The organism is Paenibacillus intestini, from assembly GCF_030803945.1.
In the GTDB taxonomy this organism is placed as follows: Bacteria; Bacillota; Bacilli; order Paenibacillales; family Paenibacillaceae; genus Paenibacillus; species Paenibacillus polysaccharolyticus.
Genome location: NZ_JAURUN010000002.1, coordinates 157,446 through 183,328 on the forward strand (window position 1 = coordinate 157,446; position 25,883 = coordinate 183,328).

Annotated in this window: 26 protein-coding genes; 3 read left to right on the plus strand and 23 right to left on the minus strand. The window is 44.3% G+C overall.

Annotation, left to right across the window (positions count from 1 at the left end; all coding sequences use genetic code 11):
• Positions 1 to 72: 72 nt before the first annotated feature.
• The 17 genes from J2T16_RS05800 to J2T16_RS05880 all read right to left on the minus strand — a co-directional run bounded on the left by J2T16_RS05800 (position 73) and on the right by J2T16_RS05880 (position 13,034).
• Positions 73 to 1,104, minus strand: coding sequence for an alpha/beta fold hydrolase (locus J2T16_RS05800; protein WP_154958852.1), 1,032 nt, complete (start codon positions 1,102 to 1,104; stop codon positions 73 to 75).
• Positions 1,101 to 1,229 carry a hypothetical protein gene (locus J2T16_RS05805; protein WP_261771629.1) on the minus strand — a complete coding sequence of 43 codons (129 nt, stop codon included), beginning with the start codon at positions 1,227 to 1,229 and terminating at the stop codon, positions 1,101 to 1,103. The genes J2T16_RS05800 and J2T16_RS05805 overlap by 4 nt, the downstream gene beginning before the upstream one ends.
• Positions 1,226 to 1,759 carry a GNAT family N-acetyltransferase gene (locus J2T16_RS05810; protein WP_154958853.1) on the minus strand — a complete coding sequence of 178 codons (534 nt, stop codon included), beginning with the start codon at positions 1,757 to 1,759 and terminating at the stop codon, positions 1,226 to 1,228. Before J2T16_RS05810 ends, J2T16_RS05805 begins: the two co-directional genes overlap by 4 nt.
• Before the next feature lie 40 nt (positions 1,760 to 1,799).
• Positions 1,800 to 2,039 (minus strand): hypothetical protein, encoded by a 240-nt coding sequence (locus J2T16_RS05815; RefSeq protein ID WP_186811698.1) that lies wholly within the window; start codon positions 2,037 to 2,039, stop codon positions 1,800 to 1,802.
• Positions 2,040 to 2,080: 41 nt separating this feature from the next.
• Positions 2,081 to 2,548, minus strand: coding sequence for a GNAT family N-acetyltransferase (locus J2T16_RS05820; protein ID WP_154958854.1), 468 nt, complete (start codon positions 2,546 to 2,548; stop codon positions 2,081 to 2,083).
• A 21-nt stretch (positions 2,549 to 2,569) separates the two neighbouring features.
• Positions 2,570 to 3,088, minus strand: coding sequence for a shikimate kinase (locus J2T16_RS05825; protein ID WP_154958855.1), 519 nt, complete (start codon positions 3,086 to 3,088; stop codon positions 2,570 to 2,572).
• A 6-nt stretch (positions 3,089 to 3,094) separates the two neighbouring features.
• Complete coding sequence (locus J2T16_RS05830) at positions 3,095 to 3,586, minus strand: GNAT family N-acetyltransferase (RefSeq protein WP_336122439.1); 492 nt, start codon at positions 3,584 to 3,586, stop codon at positions 3,095 to 3,097.
• Between the two features lie 28 nt (positions 3,587 to 3,614).
• Entirely contained in the window at positions 3,615 to 3,971 is a 357-nt protein-coding gene (locus J2T16_RS05835; protein WP_253495249.1) for an NIPSNAP family protein, read from the minus strand.
• Between the two features lie 17 nt (positions 3,972 to 3,988).
• Positions 3,989 to 4,969: a phosphotransferase enzyme family protein gene (locus tag J2T16_RS05840; protein WP_499017942.1), complete on the minus strand. Its 981-nt coding sequence runs from the start codon at positions 4,967 to 4,969 to the stop codon at positions 3,989 to 3,991.
• 38 nt (positions 4,970 to 5,007) lie between these two features.
• A complete protein-coding gene (locus J2T16_RS05845; RefSeq protein WP_336122436.1) occupies positions 5,008 to 5,886 on the minus strand; it encodes a class I SAM-dependent methyltransferase in 879 nt (292 codons plus the stop codon).
• A 149-nt stretch (positions 5,887 to 6,035) separates the two neighbouring features.
• The gene (locus J2T16_RS05850) at positions 6,036 to 6,503 is read right to left on the minus strand and encodes a DUF2691 family protein (RefSeq protein ID WP_336122435.1); all 468 of its coding nucleotides are present in this window, start codon (positions 6,501 to 6,503) and stop codon (positions 6,036 to 6,038) included.
• A 17-nt stretch (positions 6,504 to 6,520) separates the two neighbouring features.
• Entirely contained in the window at positions 6,521 to 7,048 is a 528-nt protein-coding gene (locus J2T16_RS05855) for an AAA family ATPase (RefSeq protein WP_154983802.1), read from the minus strand.
• Between the two features lie 112 nt (positions 7,049 to 7,160).
• Positions 7,161 to 8,216: an ABC transporter substrate-binding protein gene (locus J2T16_RS05860; protein WP_221791011.1), complete on the minus strand. Its 1,056-nt coding sequence runs from the start codon at positions 8,214 to 8,216 to the stop codon at positions 7,161 to 7,163.
• 127 nt (positions 8,217 to 8,343) lie between these two features.
• Positions 8,344 to 9,318: a galactofuranose ABC transporter, permease protein YjfF gene (gene yjfF / locus J2T16_RS05865; RefSeq protein ID WP_154886262.1), complete on the minus strand. Its 975-nt coding sequence runs from the start codon at positions 9,316 to 9,318 to the stop codon at positions 8,344 to 8,346.
• Positions 9,308 to 10,348, minus strand: a complete 1,041-nt coding sequence (locus J2T16_RS05870; RefSeq protein ID WP_341181972.1) for an ABC transporter permease — start codon at positions 10,346 to 10,348, stop codon at positions 9,308 to 9,310. Before J2T16_RS05870 ends, yjfF begins: the two co-directional genes overlap by 11 nt.
• Before the next feature lie 7 nt (positions 10,349 to 10,355).
• A complete protein-coding gene (locus tag J2T16_RS05875) occupies positions 10,356 to 11,888 on the minus strand; it encodes a sugar ABC transporter ATP-binding protein (protein WP_312027657.1) in 1,533 nt (510 codons plus the stop codon).
• Between the two features lie 123 nt (positions 11,889 to 12,011).
• Entirely contained in the window at positions 12,012 to 13,034 is a 1,023-nt protein-coding gene (locus J2T16_RS05880) for an ABC transporter substrate-binding protein (protein WP_154984023.1), read from the minus strand.
• 250 nt (positions 13,035 to 13,284) lie between these two features.
• Between J2T16_RS05880 and J2T16_RS05885 the strand changes: the two genes are divergently transcribed.
• Genes J2T16_RS05885 through J2T16_RS05895 form a run of 3 tightly spaced genes read left to right on the plus strand, consistent with a single transcriptional unit; the run spans position 13,285 to position 17,694 of the window.
• Positions 13,285 to 15,096, plus strand: a complete 1,812-nt coding sequence (locus J2T16_RS05885) for a cache domain-containing sensor histidine kinase (RefSeq protein ID WP_221791017.1) — start codon at positions 13,285 to 13,287, stop codon at positions 15,094 to 15,096.
• The gene (locus J2T16_RS05890; protein WP_221791019.1) at positions 15,093 to 16,691 is read left to right on the plus strand and encodes a response regulator transcription factor; all 1,599 of its coding nucleotides are present in this window, start codon (positions 15,093 to 15,095) and stop codon (positions 16,689 to 16,691) included. Before J2T16_RS05885 ends, J2T16_RS05890 begins: the two co-directional genes overlap by 4 nt.
• Entirely contained in the window at positions 16,684 to 17,694 is a 1,011-nt protein-coding gene (locus J2T16_RS05895; protein WP_154958860.1) for a sugar ABC transporter substrate-binding protein, read from the plus strand. The genes J2T16_RS05890 and J2T16_RS05895 overlap by 8 nt, the downstream gene beginning before the upstream one ends.
• A 93-nt stretch (positions 17,695 to 17,787) precedes the next feature.
• On the opposite strand, the gene bglB is transcribed toward J2T16_RS05895, so the two are convergent.
• The 6 genes from bglB to J2T16_RS05925 all read right to left on the minus strand — a co-directional run bounded on the left by bglB (position 17,788) and on the right by J2T16_RS05925 (position 25,481).
• Positions 17,788 to 18,867 carry a beta-galactosidase BglB gene (bglB, locus tag J2T16_RS05900; protein ID WP_154958861.1) on the minus strand — a complete coding sequence of 360 codons (1,080 nt, stop codon included), beginning with the start codon at positions 18,865 to 18,867 and terminating at the stop codon, positions 17,788 to 17,790.
• A 35-nt stretch (positions 18,868 to 18,902) separates the two neighbouring features.
• Entirely contained in the window at positions 18,903 to 21,458 is a 2,556-nt protein-coding gene (locus tag J2T16_RS05905) for a hypothetical protein (RefSeq protein ID WP_154983807.1), read from the minus strand.
• 5 nt (positions 21,459 to 21,463) lie between these two features.
• Entirely contained in the window at positions 21,464 to 22,288 is an 825-nt protein-coding gene (locus J2T16_RS05910; RefSeq protein WP_154886269.1) for a carbohydrate ABC transporter permease, read from the minus strand.
• On the minus strand, positions 22,288 to 23,193 hold the full coding sequence (locus J2T16_RS05915) for a carbohydrate ABC transporter permease (RefSeq protein WP_154886270.1): 906 nt from the start codon (positions 23,191 to 23,193) through the stop codon (positions 22,288 to 22,290). The genes J2T16_RS05910 and J2T16_RS05915 overlap by 1 nt, the downstream gene beginning before the upstream one ends.
• Before the next feature lie 112 nt (positions 23,194 to 23,305).
• Positions 23,306 to 24,577: an ABC transporter substrate-binding protein gene (locus J2T16_RS05920; RefSeq protein ID WP_154983808.1), complete on the minus strand. Its 1,272-nt coding sequence runs from the start codon at positions 24,575 to 24,577 to the stop codon at positions 23,306 to 23,308.
• 22 nt (positions 24,578 to 24,599) lie between these two features.
• A complete protein-coding gene (locus J2T16_RS05925) occupies positions 24,600 to 25,481 on the minus strand; it encodes an AraC family transcriptional regulator (RefSeq protein WP_154983809.1) in 882 nt (293 codons plus the stop codon).
• Positions 25,482 to 25,883 lie beyond the last annotated feature (402 nt).

Consider the following 25,883-nt stretch of genomic DNA (forward strand, 5'->3'; position numbering starts at 1 on the left):
CATAATAACACAATTATGGTAAATAAAGTTCATTCTCTTGTCCTTTTTGACAGGTTTTTACACTTTTCAACCCTATTTGAAATGTTCAATCAGCCAAGCCAGGAATTGTTCCTTCTCTTCAAACTGAGGATAATGCGCGGACTCATGAAATATAACCAGTTCTTTCTCGGGTGCTTTCAACTTTTGCAAGTAATCCTTGGCAGCATTAAGGGTCGTCATATAATCATATTGCCCCATTAGGAAATAAGTCGGAACTTGGATCTCGTCTACAATCTCAGGCAATGGGTGATCCAATGCTTCTCGCACAAGCCGATCTTGCAACTGGAGAACCCCTGTATAAAATCGAATGACATCCCATCCGTTGTACTCGGGATTTATTAGAAATCCTTTAACATAATCAGCATTCTCGTTAATGAGTCTGGCTGAACCGCCATACTTTTGCACAAACGTTCGAGGAGTCAGTCCTTTCCCTTGCTGCACAGAATCACGCAATAACTCTAATTGTTTCACATCCGCTTTGTTTCCTGCCGCGGTTGCCTGCTTTATCGTATAATCCAGCGTCTCCATTTCACTCTGAATGATGTCGGCCACCTGTCCAATTCCAATATAAGCTTTAAACTGTTCTGGAGCCTTCGCAACCGCCTTGATGCCGATATACGTCCCAAAAGAATGCCCGACCAGGATCACCTGCTCTTGATGAAGTTCCTCAGTAACATACTTTGTCAGAGCGATTAAATCATCTGCAAGTACATCGGTTGTCAGCTTTGAATAATCCGCTGTAAAATGGAATGACTTTCCGCTACCGCGTTGATCATAATGAACAATTGTAAAATACCGCTCGAGCTCACGCTGATATTTTCTTACATAAGGAATCTCTGAGTACCCAGGTCCACCATGAACAAATAACAATACCGGATTGGCTCGATCCGCTCCCCTGATCATCACTTCGTGCCCTTCACCGTTGATGTCAATCTGCTCTATACGGCTTATACTGTTCTCCCCTTCGATACTCGGTGTCCATGTAGGAAAAATGAGAAAAACTACGAACATTCCTACGACGGTAAAGAAGGTATATTTACAGACTTTTGCTATCTTTTTCCTCATTCGTTCTCCTTTAATTTCAAAGGATAAATCCAATGAACATCCTCTTTCCGTAACTCATCCTGAAATATGTAATTGTGATCCGCACCAACGTTATGAATGGTTCCTAACAAACCAACCGTCGTCATCCGTTAAGCTCCTTTATCATATGAATATCTTTGGGCTCTTTGGTGTACAGTTCTTTGTCCACCTCTCCTGTCATTTCACTGCCCTGGCTTTGATAAAAAGAAACCGCTGATCTCGTTTCGGTTGACGAGATGTACAAGGACCGCGCTCCACGCCTTCTTGCCTCCTCACTTAAAAAAGCAAGAATGCGTGTCCCAATTCCCTGCCGTCTGTACGCTCTGGAGACATACATGAGATCGAGCTGCAACTGATTCTGCTCTTTCCCCCTAAATTGATGGGCAAGTACACCAAAGCCTACTAATCTCGTACCATCAAAAGCCCCATAAGCCATTCCCCCATGTTGCAATTCATAAATATAACGATCCTCTATCTCTTCCAGTTGTTCCTGACCCCAATTCGCGCATACATGATCTTGTTTGTGCTCAACTAAGCCCTGTTCACCGGCCTCATAGATGAGATCGATATATTCAGAACGATCAATTTCATGTAACTGTTTTACATGATCCAGGTTCAAGATTTGGTATGTAATCATTCTTTTGTCTCCTTTTTATTGGCCCAGTATGGTGTACCCCTCAAGATTTTAGGGTGGTAAACATAATACGACCATTGGTTGATGAGAATGTTACGTTCTGATCTATTAATCGTTTAGCTCCAGTGATCGTTGGCGGAAGTTCAACAGCACATTCAAGCAAAATGCGCGCGGGAGAGTCAAAGCCACCGGTGTAACAACTCTCCCAATCCTCTTCTTCAAAAGCTCTCAGCCTTACTTTGTCATCTTGCCAGTAATACTGGCTGTAATCAATTGTTCTCATAAAAATACCTCCCTCTAAACGATGTATGTTGACTTTGTGATTCATCTTATTTTCAATCTGTAAATAATTTCATCATCCGAATTGGTCAGATTCTCGCTTACAAATGACATACTTGTATATAAGTGCTGGGCAATATGGTTATCTCGTTCAACGGTCAGAGAAAGGACGTGACATAACGGATGTTTATCGGTGATAAAATCGATGATGGCTCTTAAAGCTCGTTTTCCCATCCCTTGCCCTTGGAACTTCTTGTCGATCTGAAAGCCGCCAATCCAATAATTATCTAAACTCTCAGGTGTATAACTCAAATAAAAGAATCCGATTACTTGTTCTTCTATCTGCAAAACGTAAGGATCGAATGCTTCATCCCATGGTTTAATATAGGCATAAGCAAGTCCTTCCGTAATACTTGGAACCAGATGTTTTTGGTTTTCATGTAGCGAAATTTCTATAGCCTGTTCCCAATTATCTCGTGTAACGGGATGAATCCGAATGATGTGTGTCCTCATGTAAATCTCCTTATTCAATCTTTAAAACATTGTTGTTGCAGGTTTATAAGTAGAATTTATCTTTTCTACAGCCTGCTTCTCATTCGTAATGACAACTACATCCTTGCCATGTTTACTCGTCATCTCTATGACATCCTGAACGTCATATTGATGATTCCATTCCACAATCATCTTGCACAAATTACTAAAGGATTGTCTGTAATTCCACGTCTGCAACCCTGTTCGAGACAGCAGAAACCTTTTAATAATCCGATAATCTCGAACCAATACATGGGGGTGCAACACAAAAATCAAATCTGCTTCAAGAATAGATGATGAAGTCCATGGTTTCAGCTGTGCTCCTTCAATGATCCAGGCATCTGAGCCAACAATAGCTTGCAGAGAACTGTCCCTAACCTCATCAGGATATCTCCTATTTTCTGCGCTTCGATCCCAAATCAGATTATCCATTTCATAGAAGGCAATGTTATATTTTCGAGACAGTTCTCTAGCTAAAGTCGATTTTCCGCTTCCGCAAGCGCCAATAATGCGAATTTTCAAATTCCACTACACCTCGATTGAAAATACCGCAACTTGTTTCCCTATGATGTCGACATCCTTCTCATGAGTCATGCCATTCTTTTCCGCGACCCGCATCGAGCCTGCATTTCCGTGTTGGATCAAAGAAATCAAACGTTTCTCCCCTCGTTGCAAACCGTGCTCCTTCCAGGCCTTAGCTTGCTCATACCCATAGCCTTGTCTCCAATAGGGCTCTCGCACCCAATAACCGACTTCCAGCTCATCCTTGCCATCAATGACTTGCGGGATCAATCCAGACGTTCCAACCAGCTGCTGATCTTCTCTGTTAAAGGCAAGCAAAAGTCCCTTGCCTCCCTTGTTCCATTGAATAAACTTTTCTAGTGTCTGCATCGTTTCTTCTTTTGTCCATGGATTTCCGTGGCGAATGTATTTCATCACATTTGGTTCACTTGTCATCATATATAAATGTTCAAAATCATTTTTAGTATATTCACGAAATATAAGCCTTTCTGTCTCCATCCTATACACCACTCCTAGCTTTAACATCTCAATGTAATATAGTCCGATCCCTATTCACAGTGGAGGTGAAAAACTGCTGCTGTATCTCCCGCCTAAACACTTCGGCGTAGCGATGTCTTCCCAGTTGATCATAACGCTCCTGTACTCGTCGTACATGTTCTTGATCGGCTTTTATCTTGCGCTCAATCTCTTCATACTGCTCCATCGTATCGTATTCCCACATCGCAAAGATCTCACTGGTCTCTCCTTCCAGTTGAGTGTGCCATCGGCCGATCAATCGCGCTCCGTATTTCAGTTGTGCAGGCAGCAAAATATCATTGAACAGTGCATTAAATTCTTCCACAAAAGAAGAAGCAATAATATACGTTTTTCTGCGATAAATCACGGACATAGCCTCCGGCTCTATAGTTTAAAACGGCAACCTTCAAACGTTAGATCGTTTTGGATCAAATTAACTGCTGATGCGATAGCCCCTTTTTGATGTTCAGATAAGCTACCTTCATCCCCATTCCAATCCTTTAACCACCAGAAGAATGAACTTATATTTCGGTACTCCATGAATAAAGGAATCCGAGCGATCCATTCCTGACTTATTGGCTGTTGTTGCACATACCCTTCCAGAAAAGCGGTCAGAAACGTCTTCGCGAACTCATCCTTCGTTCCCCACTTCGGATCATGTGACCCCCACCACACCGCATGTGCAGCCGCGATCCCAATATCCAGAGCATACCAGCCGCGTATCGCATCATCAAAGTCAAAGACATTAAGCTCACCCTGATCAATCAAAAAATTATAAGGATGGAAATCATAAAGAATTAGGCCATAACCCTCGGCCTCTCTGGGCAAATCCGTCAGTTGTTGCTCCAATGCTCGAAGCTTCCCTAGGAGCAAGGCATAGTCACCTGTATGCAGATGTGGATTCTCCAGTTCCAGTGGCGCCCAGTCCGCTCTGACTAACCTCGGATCTTCGGGTTGATAGCTTTGTGTTAAATGGTGTAACCTGCCCATCACGCTCCCCCATCGAGTAAATAAATCTGTATCCCATACACTCCAGTCATTATCAAAAAAATATCCGGTCGCTCCTTCAAATACCGCGGCAACATAACATTTCTCTTGATCACGGCATACAGCAGTCAGCTTGCCTTCTACTGTAAGAATGGGTAATGATGCACGAACCCCCTTGGATACCAGATAGCGAACCCAGTGAACTTCTGCCTGAATAGATGTTTCATAAGCTGCCGGTTTCTCCGATAACCGAAGAAAATATGTTTTATTTTGCTGATGGTATTTGTAAACCACATTCGTGGATTGACTTACTAAAACCAGTGAGTCCGGAGCAATGCCAAAGGATTGAGAAGCTTGTGAAGGTATTGCTGTAGGCACCATATAATTTCACTGCCTTTCTTCGGTATACATTCAATTTATCCGATTACAATCCCGCTAGTAATTTTCATGTTCGGAGCATACGTCATATACGTGTGTTCATTGAATTCCCTGGCAAATCTCTCTTCTGCCTCATACTGATGGATGGCTTCCTCGGAAGTTAATCCTCGTCCAATGAGGTGGGCAATGACTTCTTCTCGGTTACCCGGGACGGCTCCTAACCCTTCTTCTTTTAACGCGTTATACAACGTATGTTTATCCGGTTCATCCATCTGTTGATCTAAAAAGTTCACACGATCGCTTACTCGGCATTCCACGCCTCTAACACCAAGCTGACTGAGCAGTGTCGGAATCTTCATGCCTATATTCCCGTCTTTGCCACTCTCTCCGGCAGCCTGCTCATACAACTTCTGAAGTACGCCCAGGTGCACAATGCTGGACTGCTCCATACCGTCTATTGCATAACTCGCCATGTTGGCAATCCAGTGTGGCTCGAAACAAATCACTCGGCCTCCATCCACCACACTGCCAATCATCTTTTCCAATATCACACGTGGTTCTGTCATATGTAACAAAAAAGCATGACTTATCGCGATGTCATAAGCTCGTTCGACCTGCACCGTTTCAATGTCACCTTCTATGAATTCAGCCTGATAAGTTGTGTGTGCGTAGAGTTCTTTCGCATGTTTAATCAGTTCTGATCCTTGATCTACTCCCGTGTACCTTGAGCCAACAGGCAGGAGCGGGAGTAACTTCAGTCCCATGTAACCAAAACCACATCCATAATCAATCATATGTACAGCTTGCTTAATCTTCCAAACGCGTTCAACCAAAAATTCGAGATAATCATCGTTATAATAAAGCCAGCGTGTATTTCTCAGATACTCTATTTGGTTATCCCAATAATAATCCGACAATAGTTACACCCCTTACTTGTAAACGCATTCACATTTCCAAAGGACTTCATCTAACTTCATTTACAATTCAATACATCTCATTCTAATCCTAAAATATGTCATAGTCTATCCAACTTCAGGATGATATGATCCCGAACTTCCAGCAATTATCACCAGACGGACAGTTTTGTTCTTACGTCATTATCATCCGTAATATAATCCAGCGCTTCGTATCCTATTCTCTTGATATGCTCAAGCATTTCTTCCCGTATTTCAGCATCTTTAATGTATACCGCAACGTAACTGCTATCTACGACAAGCAATGCAAGCTGACAATCACTCTCTGCATAGTCTTCATATGTCTCTATATCTATAATTGCTGTACCTCTCGGATAGGCTTTCAGATTGGCAAAGATCAAATAATACTTGTTATCATCAATCATTGTCTGCAACTCTTCTCCTGCCATGCCCATAACCCGGTCTGGAAAAAGACTCTCTCCCAAGCTATTCTTAACCACTAAATAGGACTCTTCTCCGCCAACAAACCAGTCATAATCCGCGATCTTGATCGGTTTCAGGATTTCTCCCAAAAAGCTCCCATATTCATTTGGAATTTGAAATCGTATGCCTCTTTTCATATTGCCTCCTCTTAGTTTTACCCTTTCACTTTCTGCAAAATGATATCGATCACTTCATCTGTTGCCAGATGATCTGTCGCAATTCGGGTTTCGAATACATCTGCCTTGAACGCTTCAACACACTTCGGAGCCTGTTGATATTGCCATCCGCCGAATTCATCTCCACGCTTGGCAAGACGTTTATATATCGTCTCTAGTTCAGCCGTTAGACAAAAATGATGTAGGTCCGGATCAATCTTCTTTAGCCCACTATAAATGTAATCAAAGTTTGCTTTCTTGTAGAGCGTCATGGGGACAATCAAATGTTTATTGTATTTTTGCTTCACCTCTCTCGCAGCGTTCACCGTCAACACTTTCCAGAGTTCAATATCCTGAAAATCATCGGTGCGCTCCTGTTCTTCCCGATGTTCCTCAGGCAGAAGCTTTCGGATCATATAACCAATCTCTTCGGGATCATAGATCATGCTATTTTCAATTCTTGGCTGTAGCGCCTTCGCTGCTGAGGTCTTACCGGAACCAAACGCACCATTAATCATGATGATCATACACTCACTCCTTCACATCAAATCATATCGGGTAAATACTATATGCCATCTTCAATAAAAATGCAAAATCCCGTCGGGATTGTCCAACAGGATTTTTATAAACTCTAGCCGTTCAAAATTTTCGATTAAGCATCTCACGCTTCGCACTTTCTTGTGTGAAAATATCCTCTCGGGGTACCATGCGTTTGGGAAGTGTGCGCCCTGCCATAATTTCTTTGGTAGCTTGCATCAGCTGAGGTCCAAGTAACGGGTTACATTCCACCACGGCATTAATCTGCCCGTCCGCCAAACTCTGCAGTGCTTTCCGTGATCCGTCTACCGACACAATAATGATGTCTTCACCAGGTTTCAAGCCAGCATCCTGAATCGCCTGAATAGCACCAAAAGCCATCTCGTCATTATGCGCAAAAAGGACTTGTGGTCGCTCTTCTTCCCGAACCTGAAGAAAACCTTCCATCACTTGCCTGCCCTTGTTTTCTGTGAAATCAGCAGGGGCACTTTGCGAGAACAAGATCTGGGCTTTATCCCCTAAAATGCTTCGAAAGCCCTCTCCCCGCTGGATAGACGGCGTTGATCCACTTGTGCCCTGCAATTCAGCAATGCGAATCGTTCCTGGCATATTCCGTAGCCGATCCTGAATATACTTTCCGGCTTTCACACCCTCTTCATAGAAGTCCGAGCCGATCGTCGTTACAAATAGAGAGGTATCTTTAGCGTCAACGGACCGATCTACGATGATGACGGGAATTCCAGCTTGCTTCGCTTCCTGCAGAATGTCATCCCAGCCGGATTCCACCACGGGTGCAATAGCGATTACATCTACCTTTTGCTTGATAAACGAACGAACAGCCTCAAATTGTTTCGTCTGAGACTGCTCTGCATTTTTTATAATAAGGGTAATTCCAGATTCCTTGGCGGCATCCTGAATGGAGGTGGAATTGGCGATACGCCAAGCACTCTCCGTACCCAGTTGCGAAAAGCCCAATATAATGGGTTCTTTGGAAGGCAAGTTATATTCCGCTGATTGCATCCATTCTTCTAACGAGGGCAGGGATTCAACATTTGAAGGGACAGGAAGAGGTTTGGACTCGGACTCAACCAGGGTGCAGCCTGAAAGACATAACAGTATCAGTAGCAGTACACACAACCAAATCGCATTTGTTTTCACCAATTCCCTCCCCCTCTAACATCATTTATACCAACCAAGTCTGCCAGCCTCTCACTACAATCTGATCTGACGTGCTTTTCTTAAATGTGTGTTGAGAAATTCAACTCGCCAATGGTTATAAAGTGGGTTAATGCAATGATTTGGCGGATACTCGCCGTTCACTGAGAAGTCGTTGGAATAAAATAAAGACAAACAGCATCAAACCGATCACAATTTTCGTCCACCAGGAGCTGAGCGTGCCTTCGAAACTAATTATAGTTTGGATAACCCCCTGGATCAATACACCAAGGAACGTGCCAGCTACGTAACCAACGCCACCCGTCAGCAATGTCCCCCCGATAACTACCGCTGCAATCGTATCCAGCTCCAGACCCATGGCGTGTAATCCATAACCCGACAACATATAGAATGTAAATACAACTCCTGCCAGTGCAGAGCAAAAACCACTGAAGGTATACACCAAAATTTTGGTGCGTGCTACAGGTAAACCCATCAGCATGGCCGATTGCTCACTTCCGCCAATGGCGTACACATTGCGTCCAAAACGGGTGTAGTGGGCAAGGAAGATGGCAAGCAATAAGACGATCAGAGCTATGATTACATTAACGGAAACGAAGCTGCCTCCAGGTAACGGAATCTTGGCTTGTGCAACGTCCGTATAGAACGAGTTGGTAATCGTAATGGTGTCGGTACTGATGACATAACAGAGTCCCCTTGCCAGAAACATACCGGCGAGTGTCACGATAAAGGGCTGAATTTTAAAATAATGAATAATGGCTCCCATCAATGTACCAAACACCGCACCCATTATGAGCACCATGGGAATGACCACGGTAGGCGACCAGCCTTGTTTTTCAACCAAACTCGCACTAATAATCGTGGTCAGTGCAATGACCGAACCGACGGACAGATCAATGCCGCCGGATACGATGACAAAGGTCATGCCAATCGCCGTCACAATGAGAAAAGCATTGTCAATCAACAGATTAAACAGTACTTGTGTGGAAAAGAAACCCGTGTAACGGAACGAGCCAATGGCAATCATAACAGCCAGTAAGCCAAAGGTGACCAGAACCGGGAGCAGCTTTCGATTAAGATACATGGCGATTCACCCCTTGTTCAGCTGGAAACTTCCGCTTTTTCAGGCGATCTGCCATGGTCTTGCGGAAAGCATCGGATTGGATTAGACATACGGCGAGCACAACAAAGGCTTTGACAACGAGTGTAACCTCAGGCGGTACACCAATCATGTAGATGGTTGTCGTTAAGGTCTGGATAATCAGCGCACCGACCACCGTACCCATCAGATAGAAACGTCCACCATTCAGTGAAGTTCCACCGATCACGACGGCTAGAATAGCGTCCAGCTCATACCACAGGCCGGCGTTATTGCCATCCGCACTGGATACGTTGGAGCTGAGAATCAGTCCGGCAATTCCGGCACAGAGACCACAGAACACGTACACGGCAAGGATGACCGTTTTGGAACGAATGCCAGCAAGTTGGCTCGCCCGTGCGTTATTCCCCACCGACTCAATAAACAGCCCCAGTGCTGTTTTTCTCGTGAGAAGTACAGCAATAAGCAGTACCGTCAGTACGATGAAAATTGAGAAAGGTAACGCCGCAAGTGAACCCGCGCCAATGTACTGATATTGTGCATTGGACACCGTTATAATCTGTCCGTCGGTGATTAGTTGCGCAACACCTCGGCCAGCCACCATAAGAATGAGCGTTGCAATAATGGGTTGGATTCGAGCTACGGATACCAGCGCTCCGTTCCACACACCAAGAACAAGCGAAAGACCAATCGATAACGCAAGTGCACTCAGAACAAGCCAAAGTGAACTTTGATCTGTTCCTTTGCTGATCGTCATGCAAGCCATTGCCCCCGAGATCGCAACAATCGAACCTACGGACAGATCAATACCGCCGGTTGCGATGACCAGTGTCATACCTATGGAGACCAGAATCAGCGGTGCGCCGAAATTAAGAATATCGATCAAACTGCCATATAGATTGCCTTCACGTATCACAAGCGAGAAAAAATCGGGTGAATAAATCAAGTTAAATAATAAAAGTAAACCGAGCATACATAACGGCCAAAACAAATGATGTTTTCGCATCCTGCTCATCATGACGTCAACCTCCTGCCATCGCTTTCATAATTTGCTGCTTATTGATCTCTTCTCCACTGAGCTCTTTTACTTTTTTCCGGTCTCGCAACACCGCTACCCGGTCGCTAACCCGAATCACTTCTTCCAGCTCCGACGAAATAAACAGAACACCCATGCCTTGCTTCGACAATGAGAGCACCAGCTTCTGTATTTCCGCCTTCGCCCCGATATCAATACCGCGTGTAGGCTCATCCAGGATCAACAGATCGGGATTCATCAATAACCAACGCGCAAGCAATACTTTCTGCTGATTGCCACCACTCAGGTTTTTGATCAGCTGCTCCGGATTTTTAGGATGAATATGCAACAGATTGATATATCTCTCCGCAAGCTCATCCTGCTTTTTGCGCGAAATAGGCTTCGACCAGCCCCGTGTCGCCTGATAGGCAAGAACGATATTCTCCCTGATCGTCAGATCGTCGATGATGCCTTCGGTTTTGCGATTCTCCGAGCAGAAGGCAATATGTTGGTCAATCGCATGCCGCGGTGACTTTACCGAGTTACCTGTATCTGCAACCGTCAGCTTGCCTTCGTCGGCACGATCTGCGCCAAAGATCAGACGAGCAATCTCCGTACGACCTGATCCGAGCAATCCAGCCAAACCCACAACTTCGCCCTTACGAATCGTTAAATCGAATGGGTCGATCGCTCCTTTTCGTCCCAATCCCGTTGCGGTAATCATAACCTCCCTTGCATCTGTCTCCACTTCTGTCTCTGACTTCCCTTCGATCGTTTGCTTAGGAAGATCCTCTAGTATTTCGAGTTCTTTACCAATCATCTTGAGTACGAGTTCCATACGTGGAAGCGATGCAGCAATGTATTCCCCTTCGAGTTCCCCGTTGCGGAGCACGGTCAGACGATCCGACATTTCGTACACTTGGTCAAGAAAATGCGTGACGAACAGAATCGCCAGTCCTTCGCTTTTCAACTTGCGCATAATCTGGAAGAGTTGCTGCACTTCATTTTTATCCAGACTGGAAGTGGGTTCATCTAAAATAAGGACTTTAGCCGAGATGCTAAGTGCTCTTGCAATGGCGATGAGTTGCTGTACCGCTACCGAATAAGACTGCAGAGGCGCTTTCACGTCGATGACCAGATTTAATCGTTCACGTAAAAGTTTCTCCGCATCCTGGTTCATCTGTTTCCAATTGATTCGGCCATACTTCATCGGCTCCCGCCCGATATAGATGTTCTCCGCTACCGTCAGATTCGGACAAAGATTCACTTCCTGATATACCGTACTAATCCCCGCTTTTTGAGCTTCTAGCGGCCCTGATATGGCAAGCGTTCGACTGTCCATCGTCACCGTGCCTTCGTCAATCGAGTATACCCCTGTCAATACTTTGATCAATGTTGATTTTCCCGCTCCATTCTCACCCATCAATGCATGAATCTCACCCGGAAACAGGCGAAAACTGACGTCAGAGAGTGCTTTAACGCCTGGAAAACGTTTGGTGATCCCCGTCATCTGCAGGATCGGTGCGTGATGATCCTCCACATCCATCTCTCCTTTATTGTAGAAGCCGTTCGCATTCGAACGGCCATCCGATTGGGATAGAAAAAAGTCATTTAGCGACAGTGAGGTCGAAAAATGACTTTTCGGTGTTAACCGCAGCTGCTTTTAATATTGCCGTGATGGCAGTGCTTCTTTGGCTTGCTCCGATGTAAAGGTCGTTTCTTCCGTGACGATACGCGGCTCAATCTCTTTGCCGTCCACCACAGCCTGAACCGCCTCCATCAACTGAGGTCCGAGCAGCGGATTACATTCCACGATGAAGTTGATCTTGCCATCTGCTGCAGCCTGCATACCGTCTTTCACCGCATCAACCGAGATAATGGTGATATCTACACCAGGTTTTAAACCCGCAGCTTCAATGGCCTGAATGGCCCCAAGTGCCATGTCGTCATTATGTGCATAGAGAACGTCGATTTTTTTATGAGCTTTGAGGAAAGCCTGCATAACCTCTTTCCCTTTGGCACGTGTAAAGTCGCCGGATTGGGACGCGATCACTTTCAGCTTGGCATTGGAACCAATGATCTCCATAAAACCTTCCTGGCGATCATTCGCTGGAGCAGAACCTGTTGTACCTTGCAGTTCAACAATATTGATCTCCTCTTGTGCATCTTTATACTTATCGCTCAGCCACTGGCCTGCTTTACGTCCTTCTTCTACAAAGTCGGAACCGATAAACGTCTTGTACAATGATTTATCCGGTGAATCTACGGCGCGATCCGTCAGAATGACCGGGATGCCCGCATCCTTTGCTTCTTTTAAGACCGTATCCCAACCAGACTCCACCACCGGAGAAAAAGCAATCACAGTCACCTTCTGCTGAATAAAGGAGCGCAAGGCTTTGATCTGATTTTCCTGTTTCTGCTGCGCGTCCGAGAATTTCAGATCATACCCGGCTTCTTTGGCTGAGTCCTGAATGGATTTGGTGTTGGCTGAACGCCAGCCGCTCTCCGCACCTACTTGAGAAAAACCAAGTGTAATCGTCTTGGAAGTCGCAGGTGCACTTCCGCTATCTCCTCCAGAACTCGCTTGATTTGTACCAGATGCCCCATTACCGCTGTTACACGCTGTACTTACAAGCATAACCATCGCCAGTGTGATGGCGAGTCCCCACTTTTTTTTGCTTCGCATCATGTGATCCTCCCTTTTTCAGTTCACCTTGTGTGGTGTGATCACATTATAAAACGTTTACATCATTTACTAACATGGAATGTGATGCGAATTTTATGTAATAATTTAGTAATTGTGGAGGGCATGTCATATAAACGTGTAATTTTTTTAGTGAATGGTGTACTATTTTGCGATACGCTTTCATTGTTCAAATTCATGTTATAATAATGCTACCTTTAGATCCTGATTCCTTCAGATGGAGTGGAATACGTTGAAACTTGTTAGGTGGATAGCTTCAAGCCTCAGACTTAAATTACTCAGCATGTTTATCATCCTCAGTTCTGTACCGCTGATTATCGTTGGATTAATTTCGTACCACAAGTCATATACCGTTGTATCGAATCACAACAAAGCCTCCACCCAACTGGCTGCGGACCAGCTTGCCAGAAATATTGACATCATGTTTGAAGATACGGAGCGGCTACTAGAACTGGGCAAGAATCCACAAGTTCTACAGTATTTGTACGCACAATCCGAGTCGTATGGCGAAGCCAAGGCTATTTTACAGACCTACAATCTATACCGTGAAACCTACAAATACGATAAGGTACTCAACATCTCATTTGTTAACTTCTATGGCAAAGGCATCAGCGAACGAAAAGGAGTATTCAAGCTGGAGCGTAACCCGCTTCGCAATCCCTATTTTCAGTATCTGGTACAGTACCCAAACGCTATTTTGCGAATTCCTCATGCTGCACCTTATGCTGAATATAACCGTTTGGATGGATTCGCGTACCCAAAAGAGAATGCGCTTTCAATTATGACAACCGTCAAGGAACGCATTACACATGAAGTCATCGGCTTTATTGTGATTGATATGAATGATTCATTCATTGATGAATTTTTGACAACGACGAAAATTAAAGATTCCGGCTTCTTCTATATTAACGATCAATATGGGAAAACACTTTTCACACCGCCTGCGGGCGAGGCCTCTCTCGCCATCATCAACCAGATCAACTCCGTGCCTCTACACGCAGAGCAAGACAGCTTCAACTTGTCCGCAGGCTCGAAACCGCAGTTTGTCGTATATAGTACATCCAGGCAGACGGGATGGAAAATCATCGGAGCTGCGCCTTTTCAGGAAATTATTACGGAGGCCAATGGCATCCGCCAGCTAATTATCATCAGTGTTTTATTAAGCGCATTTTTTGCGATTTCTTTATATTTTTTCCTGAATAACAGACTCATTCATCCCATACAAATTCTCATGAACAAGATGCGTAAAGCGGCTAGCGGATATCTGGAGGTCAAAGTCACCCCTACCGGTTCGGACGAAATCGCGGATTTAGGGCAAAGCTTCAACATCATGCTGGAGAAAATTAAAACGCTGATTGACCAAAGCATCAAAGAAAATGAACAAGTCAAAATAGCCGAATTACGAACGTTGCAAGCGCAGATTAATCCGCATTTTCTATACAATACGCTGGAGTCCATCATCTGGATGGCTGAAGCCGAAAAAAAGGAAAGTGTGATCAAGCTGGTTCAGGCGCTCTCCAGGTTCTTTCGGTTGGGTCTGAACAAAGGCTTTGATTGGGTATCGATCCAAACAGAGCTTGAACATGCGCGCAATTATCTGGTAATTCAGCAGATGAGGTATCACGATATTTTGACATACGAAATCAAGGTCGAACATGAACTTCAAGAGTATCCCATTCTGAAAATGACACTACAACCTCTGATCGAAAATGCCATCTATCATGGAATCAAAAACAAACGGGGTCAAGGACTCATCTCGATTCAGGGATACTCGGACGATACAAGCATTGTGCTCACGGTGCGTGACAACGGCATTGGTATGAACACCGAACAACTGACACAGTTGAGAGAAAAATTAGATCAACCTGCTGGTTCCCGTTCTCCTCAAGAAAATGAGCAAGACGGCGGGTTTGGTCTGCTGAATGTGCATGATCGCATTCGTCTCTATTTCGGCCCATCCTATGGTGTTGAGATGGAGAGCACGTATATGGAAGGAAGTACATTTCAGATTCGCATCCCCAAAAGCAAGGAGGTTCAGCATTGAAAAAGGTAATGATTGTCGATGATGAGATCGGGATTCGGGAGAACATACGCAACAGCGTACAATGGGAAAAGGAAGGTTTTCACTACTGCGGAGATGCACCGGATGGGGAGCTGGCTTTACCCTTAATCGAAGAATGGGCACCTGATATTCTCATTACCGACATTAAAATGCCGTTTATGAACGGTTTAGAGCTGGCCTCTATCATCCGTGCGCAAAAACCTCATATCAAAATCATTATTATGAGCGGACATGATGAGTTCAGTTATGCTCAGGAGGCAATCCGGCTTGGCGTTACCGAATATTGTCTTAAACCCGTCAGTGCAACAGAACTTCTTCAGATATTGCATGAAGTCAGCCAGAAGATGGATGAAGAAGAACAACGACTGACCAGTCTTACGATGACCAAAGAAAAATTGCTCGCCGATCTGTGCGGTGGGCTCATCGGTACATCGGATGCCATCGATTCTGCCAAAAAGCTCTCACTATCTCTTTCTGCCAAATTCTACACCATTGTCATTATGGATATCAGACCCCATGATGATTCTCAAAATTCGGAGTTATTATTAAATAAAACAATTCGGATTCTGGAGGAATTCTGTAGCGTTGATGTGGAATTTCTCTCTTACATTCGTAGCCGGACGGAACGGGTGCTGTTGCTTAAATCCAGCTCCGAAAACCGTATTATGGCTTATCTGGAACAGCTTCGAGGACAGATACGTCTGGATCTGGAGCAACAATTCAACTGCAGTGTCGTTATTGGCATTGGAAGTCATCAGGAACGCCTGCAAGGCATTCATGTTTCCTATCTGGAAGCGGATGAAGACAAATATATCACGCGTTTGACGCAGCAAAACAAAGCCTCGTTACGAGAGATTCACCTGGATGAGAAAATGAATATTTTGTTAGATCGCAACCGGTTTCTTGAATTTCTCAAGATTGGTGACCTCCATCTGCGTGACAGCTTTGTACAGGAATTCGCAGCTCCATTACAGTCGATAGACTGGAATTCTTCGTCGTATGGCGTTTATTTGTTAAACGATCTTACTCTTGAATCCTTCCGTATCGCGAATCAAATCTTTCGTATGGGCGCTGACCCGGACGAAAACATTCGGAGCTTGCAACAGATGATTCGGGGAATTACAAGCTGGGAAGCCTGTACCCGATACTTGTGTGATCTGCTCGATCAATTATGGCAGCGAAGAGCAGCATCTTCTGGCAAATACAGTGATGTCATTGATCAGGTCAAAGCGTATGTGTCTGGGCAATACAATAACGAGCAGGTTTCCTTGAAGAGTATCTCAGCACATGTGCGTATTAGCCCAAGCCATCTCAGTAAAATTTTCAGCCAGGAAACAGGTCAGACCATAACCGAATACTTAACCCAAGTGAGAATCGGCAAAGCCAAAGAACTGCTGAAAACAACGAGCAACAAGACATTTGAGATTGCATTCAAGGTTGGATATAACGATCCACACTATTTTTCAAATATATTCAAAAAGACAACCGGATTTACGCCCAAGGAATATCGCACACGGGGGGCCGTGGTACCCGATGAATCATCTGAGGACATGAGAAAAGAGCCGATGTATGAGTAAGCTCCAAAGTGCTGGCTGGTTCTTGTTGTTAATCTTGCTTGCATCATCGATAACCTCTTGCACGAGAGCCCCTTCGAGTTCAACGATCCATTCGGATTCAGGTGATTCACATCCCAAAAATCAGGAAGTAAGCCAATATGTTGCTACAGCTGAGGAAGCATCCGCGTCCAAAAACAAAACTTTCGGAATCATCTATCCGATGACCTATCCGACATATGAGATGATCACAATGGATGCTACACAATCTGCTGAAAAACATCATGTGACGCTTACCGTCAACGCGCCAGACGAAGCAAGTACCGAACAGCAAATACGCATTCTGGAAAATATGATCAAACAACATGTTGACGGAATTGCCATCGCTCCTATTGATATTGCCGCGCTTACACCGGTCATTCATAAAGCTAGGGCAGCAGGTATTCCGGTGATTACATTTGAATCGGATGCACCTTCCAGCGATCGAATGGCGTATGTTGGAGCGGATAATTATCTAACGGGCCGACAGTTTGCTCAGACCACAGCCAGGCTCCTGAATAATGAAGGCATGATTCTAGTCGAAAGTGGTATGGAAGAGATGGTTGGTCTACAGCAACGTCTGGACGGATTCATTGATTATATTCGTAATGACACTGACATCGAAATTTTGGAAGTCAGATACAATCAAGGCAATGAAGATCGAGCGGTCAACGATATTGAATCCATGATTGATGCGCACCCCCATTTTAATGCAGTGGTGGGGCTGGATTTTGTATCCGTTTCCGCCTCTACCCTTGTTTGGAAAGCCAAAGGCTTGAACCGGCATCTAATCGCTTTCGGTGGCAATTCAATTAGCGAAAAAGGACTGTCAAATGGGCAGATATCAACCGTGATTTCACAAAATGAGCAGGTATGGGGAACAAAAATTATTGAGACGCTGCTGCGTGCAAGCGAGGGACTTCCTGTTGAGAATTTTATTAATACCGGGATAAAGGAAATCAACCAAACTATACTTCCATCTGAATAGTAACGAATTGAAATCACCCTATAGAAATAGCCTTTCAGAGGGCTTCGCTATAGGGTGAAATTTTATCGAATCATGTAGAGAGTATTATCTTTTTTAAGACACTTCTGCAACGACTGAAGACCGCAAGCCCTCAATGAGGATAAATAACGTCAACGCTTGTCCATAGCCCATCGGACTAATCGGTATTTCTTTATAAAACTGGGCATCATGCCCTACAGGTGTTCCATAAGATACTTGCTGTACGACTCCGGTTTCATCAATATGCTGCAACACGGCTTCAAGCGCCATCATCCCCGTATCAAGATAGGATTCATCCAGGTAGCCGTACCGGATTCCCTTGAGAATTCCGTATCCAAACGCCGCCGTTGCGGACGTTTCTTTATAGGAGTCTGGATCATCCAGTACCGTATGCCACATGCCATCCTCATGCTGTAGCTTGCTAAGTGCTCTGACTTGCGCAGTCGCTGTATCTAGCAGATAAGACTTCAGCCCATCTTCAATGGGGATGATATTTAGAAAATCCATCACTCCGGCCGTGTACCACGCATTGCCTCTCCCCCAATGAACAGCACCATAGTTATGGTTTTCATTGAAATCCCAGCCGTGATAGAACAATCCGGTTTGTTTATTGTATAGATATTTAATATGCACAAGGAACTGTCGCTTGGCTTCTTCCACATAGGCTGGTTTCTCAAAGTGCACTCCTGCTTTAGCTAAAAACAACACCGTCATAAAAAGGGTATCGATCAGAATCTGTCCGTCATTTGCATCTCCCGTGATCATATGCTGAAACGCACCATCTCCGGTCCGTAGCAGTTCATCCATAATCCAGCTGCTCCATTCTTCACAGACACGTTCGTACTCATTGTTTCCGGTCAGCTGGCTTAGTGTCATTAAAGTAAGCAACGGTGCACAGGTATTCACATTTTTCTCGGGTAGTCCCTCCATCAGCCTGGCATCATACCAGGATTCAAGAAAACGAAGCACTTCAGCATCGTTGGTTGCTTCATAGAGCTGAAGGAGACCGTAAAGTCCGACCCCTTGAGGCCATTCCCATAGATGAATGTCGATCAGTCCAATGGGAAACTGTTCGTTGATGCTTGTGTTTTTCATCGATTTCATCGCACCTGATACCTTGCTTATTTTCTCCATAAGCATATCTTGATTCAGCATGATTGTTTCACTCCCCAGATTTTATTGCACATGATTCAACGTTTGATGTTATCTAGATGCAACTGTCCCATAACACCATGACCTGCATGTACGATTTCCTCTCCTTGGACAAATAAAGGTTTGTTCATTCCCCACTGAACGGAACCGTATATTGGATCGGTCAGGCTAAGCGTCAGAGAAGTACTGTCGAATTGCGGGCTGGAAGAACGAACTTGGTCTATAAAATGGCTAAATGATCCGAATTGAGATTCATTGCCTGCTCTAATAATCCAGGCATTACGTAATCCAGGGGAAACAAGCTCACGCTCTCTGGTCACTCCGTTCTTCTCCATGCTCGTTCCATTCGCTGTATATAGAGCCACATACCCTTTATTCAGACAGCCAAAATACCAGTTCTCATGTTTCTCCCATGTCGTGAAAAATGACGTAGGAAAATAAGCATGTGTCCAATCCGAAGTATGCGTTGCTGGAATATCAAACATCATCAAAGCGATTGCTTCATGCTGAACAACGTCAGGCAAAATACCATTTCCAGCCCAGAAACAAGGTCTACCATCCCCATGTTTGTATATCTCTGCGGGATGATTCACCCATACCTGCGCCTCTGGCGACAGGGACAGATGGTTGACATGTTCCTGATAACCTGGCTTGCCTGGTCTAAAGTTTATAATGGAGGACAGGGCGTATGTTGCTGTTCGATAGTGATAGAGTTTGGCATACCCTCCCTTTCCCTGCTGATTGGTAAACGTTAACTGTTGATTTTCCTCAAGCAACAGATGTTCCTGATAAGTCGCAGGAGGGATATAATCGGATAAACTCAGAGCCACGTTACTAATCGAATAATTGTTCACATGACCGACACCATAACCGATCCAGCACATAGACGTTGTCCCCGCGGCATAACTCCCCAGCAATTCCTTCTCGTAGCTACGCCCAAACGTGGTGGACATTACCCCTTGATGCATCTGTATCGTAATATAATAAAATAACAAATCCATTGCTTTTTTCGCTTGCTCTCTAAGTTGTTCATTCTGAGCAAACTCGTAAATATGCAAGAGTCCAACGGCATCAATGGGAATGTATGCACTAGAATTCCATTCAGCCAATCCTTCTTCCATAAAGCGTTCAAACCATAAAGCAAGCCGCTGCTCTGCCTTCTGACGATGTACTTCACCTGTTTCACCACTATTCGTGAACATTTCTTCCCCAAACAATTGCCCCGCTAACAGTTCGTTCGTATGGAACAACAACGCATGATTCTCACTGAAAAACCACATCACATCATCGCCAGGTTCATCGATCCAATACCGATAATTCAGGATACTTGCTTTTACCCGCTCCCAGAATGCTTCACTGAACAACCCGCTATCTCGTTCATCTCTCCATAGCCGGAACAACCCTACGAGATAAAAATCACTACAATCCTTCCGCTCTTCAATGCCCTCCACACCTTCTAACAACATGGTCTCCGCGTCTTGCACATTGCCATTTGTTTTTAGCATAGCGATCGCTGTGTGAATGTTAGAGCTACCCTTCTCGGCAATACATTGCAGAGCCAGCAATTTGCGGGCTTCAATATCCTTGGCTTGTTGAGCAGCCTCATCATATCGGGTATCGTAGGATTGGCAGCCAAACTTTTTGGTGAGAACTACGTTTGAAACCGAAAGGGTCAGCGTGAAATAGACGTAATGATGTCCAATTTCATTGGTATGTCCCAGAACCAGCTCCGCTTCCTTCTCGGCGATCTGTATCGTCTTATTTTCGGTGCCATCAAAGAAATTGCCATACTCAACACGCACCTCTCTGACGATATCTGGCAAGGAAAGCGGAAGCTTCAGTTTAATCTGTTCGCCTTTAAAAATATCCGAAGGAAAGTAAGCTTGTTCCAGAGCACGCTCGGCGGATCGCACAGGCTCTACCAAATGGGAAGCAATAGGCAACGAAACATACAATTCTTCTTTTCCAAGATATTCTACGGCAAAAGCATACATCGTATCTCGTTCAGCCAAATCCTCCCAGCAGGCATAAATCTCATTGACTCCGGCTGTAAGCTCAGCTTGAATTACGATTTCCTGCTCCTTATTACGAACAAGTGGCGCAAAATCCGTGACCTGTTCTCCATTGATCCACAGTGTCAGGCTTCCATACGTTTTGATTCGGAATGACGCCTTATGAGCGGTTGGAGAGACCAGACGTGTCGCGGCATAGCTACGTAGATGAGTGGGTACAAACCAGAAACCTGATTTCTCTACTCGCGGATTACCCCAGGGAGAATAAATCTCCCATCGCTTTTCACCCTGTTCTCCACGAAATGGATCTCCCGGACTCGGGAACTCACTCCATTGATCGAAAAATCGGGATACAGGCTGTGATCTTCTATTTTCAACAAACTCCTGCCTGCACGGGTTTTCGTGAATAGCAAATCCATCGATAAGCCAATCATTAATATCTCCCTCCATCGTTGTTGGAACAAACGCAACAGACTCCGTATATATACCATTGATCAACCAATGATTGATCACTTGATCTCCGCCTAGTTTCATCGGCTTGTAATTTAAAGTTTCCGTCTCGCCCGGGGTGGATTCTATCATTTAACTCATCCTTTCATCCCTGAAGTAATCATACCGCTGACAAAATAACGCTGGAAAACCATAAATACAATTAAGACCGGAAGCATCGTAATGACGGACATCGCAAGCAGGCTTCCCCAATCGACATTGTATTCCCCAATAAAATTAGAGAGCGCCAGCTGAATGGTGTATTTGGATGGATCACTGATTGCAATTAACGGCCATACGAAATCATCCCATCTCCACATAAAAGAAAAGATCGCAAGTACAGCCAGAATGGGCTTGGCTATCGGAAGAATAATGCTCCAGTAAATTTTCCATTCGCCAGCTCCATCCATACGAGCCGCTTCTAACAACTCATCCGGTACGGTCAGCAAATATTGCCGCATAAGGAACACACCTGTCGGCGTTGCTGCAGGCGGAATGATGATGGCAAGCAGGCTGTTATATAAACCAAGTGCACTTAGCACTTTGAAGATTGGGATCATAATGACCTCAATCGGGATCATAAGTGTTGAGATAAAAGCAATAAGTATAATGGAGCTTCCACGGAAGCGATATTTGGCGAGTGCAAACCCTGCCATGGAATTGATCAATAACAGCAATAACGTTGAAGATATCGTAACGATCGTGCTATTCATAAAATACAAGCCAAAATCACCTTTTTTGAATGCCGCTTTGAAATGTTCGAAGGTCACTGGATCTGGCCACAATTTAGGAGGAAAGCTGTATAGATCGCTATTGGTTTTCAGAGCAGAGATCACAACCCATAGTACAGGCAGGAGCCATAACACTGCGGCCACACTCAATATACTGTAGATTGCAATTTTGGCCATAGGTTTCATCACCATCAGACAGCTCCTCCTTTCGATAAGCGGAATTGAAGTGCCGAGAAACCGCCAATAAGTATAAACAAAATAACGGACATGGCACTGGCAAGACCTAATTCCTGCCTGTTAAATCCAATCTCATAAATGTATTGAACAATAAAGGTCGTTTCTTTACCTGGCCCACCGCCTGTAAGCGCAAACATAAGTGGGAAGGCTTTAAACGCGTCAATCAGACAAAGCATAACCACGAGTAAACTTGTCGGCTTCAATAGCGGCAGGGTAATATAACGAAAAACTTTGGTGCCCGTTGCTCCATCCAAGCGAGCGGCCTCATAATAATCTGTGGGTATAGCTTGTAACCCCGCAATAAAAATGACCATGAAAAATCCTGCTCGTGACCATACCGTCGCTACAATAACGGCCGTATTGGCCCAGAAAGATGAAGTTAGAAAGCCTACGGGTTCTGCACCTGCCATCGTTAACAGATGATTCAGAATGCCGAAGGAATCTCCGAAAATCCACTTCCAGGTTAAACCTACAATGATAAAGGAAATCATGGTTGGCCAGTAAAAGATAGCTCTGAAGAAACCGCGCATACGAATCTCACGCGCCAGCAACAACGCAATGCCTAAAGCCGCTGCATAAATTAACGGAACAACAATGACAGCATAAACGCCTGTTCGCCCTATGGTTGACCAGAACTCCTGATCCGTCAGAATCTTCATATAATTGTCCAGCCCATTAAATTTCATCGGATTCAACCCATCATAGACATGGAATGAATAGTACAGCCCCAATAAAGAGGGAAAGACAATAAATGTACTAAAGATCAGGAGATTCGGAAGTATGAACAGATACGGAGCGATAACGAGTTTCCTGTTCTGTTTGGTCAATGTTTTATGATTTGTTCGCTGTGCTTCACTCATCTGCGTGCCCCTTCCCTATAAATTAAACAAAAGGGAGGCCTAACTGGAATCGCTAAGCCCCCGGTTGTGATGAACATTTGGCTTTACGTTTAACTTTGTGTTTGGTTAGCCCTTATTGACTGCCAATGGCTTCATTGATCTGCTTAGCCATCTGATCCAATGCATCCTGCGGGGTTGCTTTATCGGATAACACGTCCATAATATGATTTTTCAAATCCGTAGAAATCTTGGATATAAGCGTTTGTCTGGACCAATCATTCGCTGCAAGAGGCGAACTGTTTTTCAGTTCATCCGAGAAAACTTCAAACATCTCCTTGCCAAATTCATAATTCAGTGTGGAACTGTCCTTCCTTGGACTCATGAACAAGGACTCCTGATTATATTTGGAATTCACTTCTTTGGACGTCAAATATTCAATAAACTTTGCAGCTTCCTCTTCCTGTCCGCTGCCCTTAAAGGCCATAAGGAACTTCCCTCCGGGTACGGAAGAACGCTGCGTTCCTTTTGGCATGTAGGTGACACCCCATTCGAAGTCGGTAATATCCTTATAATTGCTAATCATCCAGTTGCCAGCCCAGTGCGCCGCTACCGTTCCGGAACGGAACAAGTTGTTCGGATTTTCTCCACCCAGCCATACCGATTCAGGCATGATACCCTCTTGATGAAGCTGTTTGAACATCTCCATGGAGCGAATCCCAGCTTCACTGTTAATCGCTGCTGCACTGCCATCCTCTGTCAAGATGCTTCCGCCATTCTGGTACAACAGCGTAGACCACCGATGGGGAGTGACATCCCAAACCATACCATATCGTGCTCCACCTTTGTCCATCACCTGCTTTAATGCAGCGATATATTCATCCCAAGTCCATACTTCATCTGGAGAAGTTGGCACCTTGACACCGGCTTTATCAAACAAGGTTTTGTTATAAATCAATCCATTTGCTGTAACATCCATCGGTGCGGCTACCAGTTTGTTATCCATAACATAGTAAGGTTTAAGCGAGTCGATAAATTGATCTTGGAATTGTTCCGCATTCTGTACATAAGGGGTAAGATCAACAGCCTGATTGGCAAAAGACCCCGTATCCGTCACCCGGCTCAAGGCTGGTGGTTTACCTCCGGATAACATCGTTTTCAACTTGGTTTGAATATCCTTGAAGCCGACTTCAATCAGATTGATTTTTACGTTAGTATTACTTTGCTCGTATTCCTTAATGACCTCCTTGATGACTTCTCCTTCTTTCCCATCAGAGAACCATAAGAAATCAAGAGATTTTTGTTTCCCATTAGCGTTGTTACCTGCATCTCCACAAGCGCTCAGCAGGATGAGCACCGCTGTCAGTAACGCGCTGATGCTCATCTTAAACCATGTTTTTCTTGTCATTTTAACCTCTCCTTAAGAAGAATTAATGATTTTGGGATACATGAAGCAATTCGTTTTTACGGAACAACTGTGGAGAAACACCGACGTATTGTTTGAATGCTCTGCTGAAATACACAGGTGTATTGAAGCCTAATGTCTCGGATATAGACAAAATCGGTGCATCGGTAGATAGCAACAGCTTTTTGGCCTCTGCCACCCTTTTTCGTATGACATAATTGCTGATGGTATATCCCGTTGTTTCTTTGAAAGAATGACAAATATAATATTTATTCAAATGCAGCGTTTTGGAAAGTTCATCGAGCGAAACGTTCTCCGCATAATTTTGGTTCAAATAATGAAGAACCCGGCTCACACTGGACTGCTTCTGTGAGGAAATCAGAATCGGATCGACCGATTGCTCCGTAGTCATTTTTCGATAAATCCGCAGTAGCAACTGAGTAAGAATCAATTTAACCATCGTTTTGCATCCCGCACTTCGGGCATCCATCTCCTCTTTAATCCCTTTAAATGTACTTGAGATGTATTCACGCTCCTCCGGGGACCAATGTACCAATAAACCGTCGGGGTGACGGAAAATAGACATCAGATTCTCTAATTGACTAAGTTCGAGCATATCTAATAGCAATATTTCCGTAAAATTAACAAAACTTCGCTTGTACACAATCTCTCTCGAAGGATTAATTCGATGAGGAACTCCACCTCTGAAAATAAACATATCACCGGGCTTCGGCTTATAGATTCGATCACCGATTAAGAAGGTTGCATCCCCTTGGATGAAATAATGAATCTCATACCCGTTATGTGTATGAATGGGCCATTCATCCTGAAAATTGTCAGCTTCCGAGCGCACATAAACTTCATTTTCCTGCAATGCCATATTCGTCGGGGTGTGTATAGTTAACATCAATAAAGATCTCCCTTCTCTGAATACAAATAGCAATATAGTTTAATCATTTGTAATGATAGCGCTTTACAATGAATTGTATCACAGATATTTCGAACTAATATGAACTATATTGCTGTATTGTTGATCACAATTGTTGCAAATGATTCCAATGGATTTCATGTATCTACATGCTGGAAATAAAAAAACCACGTCATAGCTCTCAGTCTACGACGTGGTGGATCAATCATTATTGAATATTACCTCCCGGTTTGTTTCCTGATCTTATCCTTCTTTATTAATTTATCAATAATCAGACCCAATGCTGTCCAAAAAAGCAGATGTAATCCACAAATGAGAGGTTTAAACAAGTACGTTGTCTCCGGGTTCATATTGATGTCTGTTAGCCAGCGGTTTAATAGT

Excerpts from the sequence above, each read along its gene's own strand:
- J2T16_RS05800 (WP_154958852.1), bottom strand. The coding sequence starts at position 1,104 with ATGAGGAAAAAGATAGCAAAAGTCTGTAAATATACCTTCTTTACCGTC.
- J2T16_RS05805 (WP_261771629.1), bottom strand. The coding sequence starts at position 1,229 with ATGACGACGGTTGGTTTGTTAGGAACCATTCATAACGTTGGTGCGGAT.
- J2T16_RS05810 (WP_154958853.1), bottom strand. The coding sequence starts at position 1,759 with ATGATTACATACCAAATCTTGAACCTGGATCATGTAAAACAGTTACAT.
- J2T16_RS05815 (WP_186811698.1), bottom strand. The coding sequence starts at position 2,039 with ATGAGAACAATTGATTACAGCCAGTATTACTGGCAAGATGACAAAGTA.
- J2T16_RS05820 (WP_154958854.1), bottom strand. The coding sequence starts at position 2,548 with ATGAGGACACACATCATTCGGATTCATCCCGTTACACGAGATAATTGG.
- J2T16_RS05830 (WP_336122439.1), bottom strand. The coding sequence starts at position 3,586 with ATGGAGACAGAAAGGCTTATATTTCGTGAATATACTAAAAATGATTTT.
- J2T16_RS05850 (WP_336122435.1), bottom strand. The coding sequence starts at position 6,503 with ATGAAAAGAGGCATACGATTTCAAATTCCAAATGAATATGGGAGCTTT.
- J2T16_RS05855 (WP_154983802.1), bottom strand. The coding sequence starts at position 7,048 with ATGATCATCATGATTAATGGTGCGTTTGGTTCCGGTAAGACCTCAGCA.
- yjfF (WP_154886262.1), bottom strand. The coding sequence starts at position 9,318 with ATGTATCTTAATCGAAAGCTGCTCCCGGTTCTGGTCACCTTTGGCTTA.
- J2T16_RS05870 (WP_341181972.1), bottom strand. The coding sequence starts at position 10,348 with ATGAGCAGGATGCGAAAACATCATTTGTTTTGGCCGTTATGTATGCTC.
- J2T16_RS05880 (WP_154984023.1), bottom strand. The coding sequence starts at position 13,034 with ATGCGAAGCAAAAAAAAGTGGGGACTCGCCATCACACTGGCGATGGTT.
- J2T16_RS05895 (WP_154958860.1), top strand. The coding sequence starts at position 16,684 with ATGAGTAAGCTCCAAAGTGCTGGCTGGTTCTTGTTGTTAATCTTGCTT.
- bglB (WP_154958861.1), bottom strand. The coding sequence starts at position 18,867 with ATGCTGAATCAAGATATGCTTATGGAGAAAATAAGCAAGGTATCAGGT.
- J2T16_RS05905 (WP_154983807.1), bottom strand. The coding sequence starts at position 21,458 with ATGATAGAATCCACCCCGGGCGAGACGGAAACTTTAAATTACAAGCCG.
- J2T16_RS05910 (WP_154886269.1), bottom strand. The coding sequence starts at position 22,288 with ATGGTGATGAAACCTATGGCCAAAATTGCAATCTACAGTATATTGAGT.
- J2T16_RS05915 (WP_154886270.1), bottom strand. The coding sequence starts at position 23,193 with ATGAGTGAAGCACAGCGAACAAATCATAAAACATTGACCAAACAGAAC.
- J2T16_RS05920 (WP_154983808.1), bottom strand. The coding sequence starts at position 24,577 with ATGACAAGAAAAACATGGTTTAAGATGAGCATCAGCGCGTTACTGACA.
- J2T16_RS05925 (WP_154983809.1), bottom strand. The coding sequence starts at position 25,481 with ATGTTAACTATACACACCCCGACGAATATGGCATTGCAGGAAAATGAA.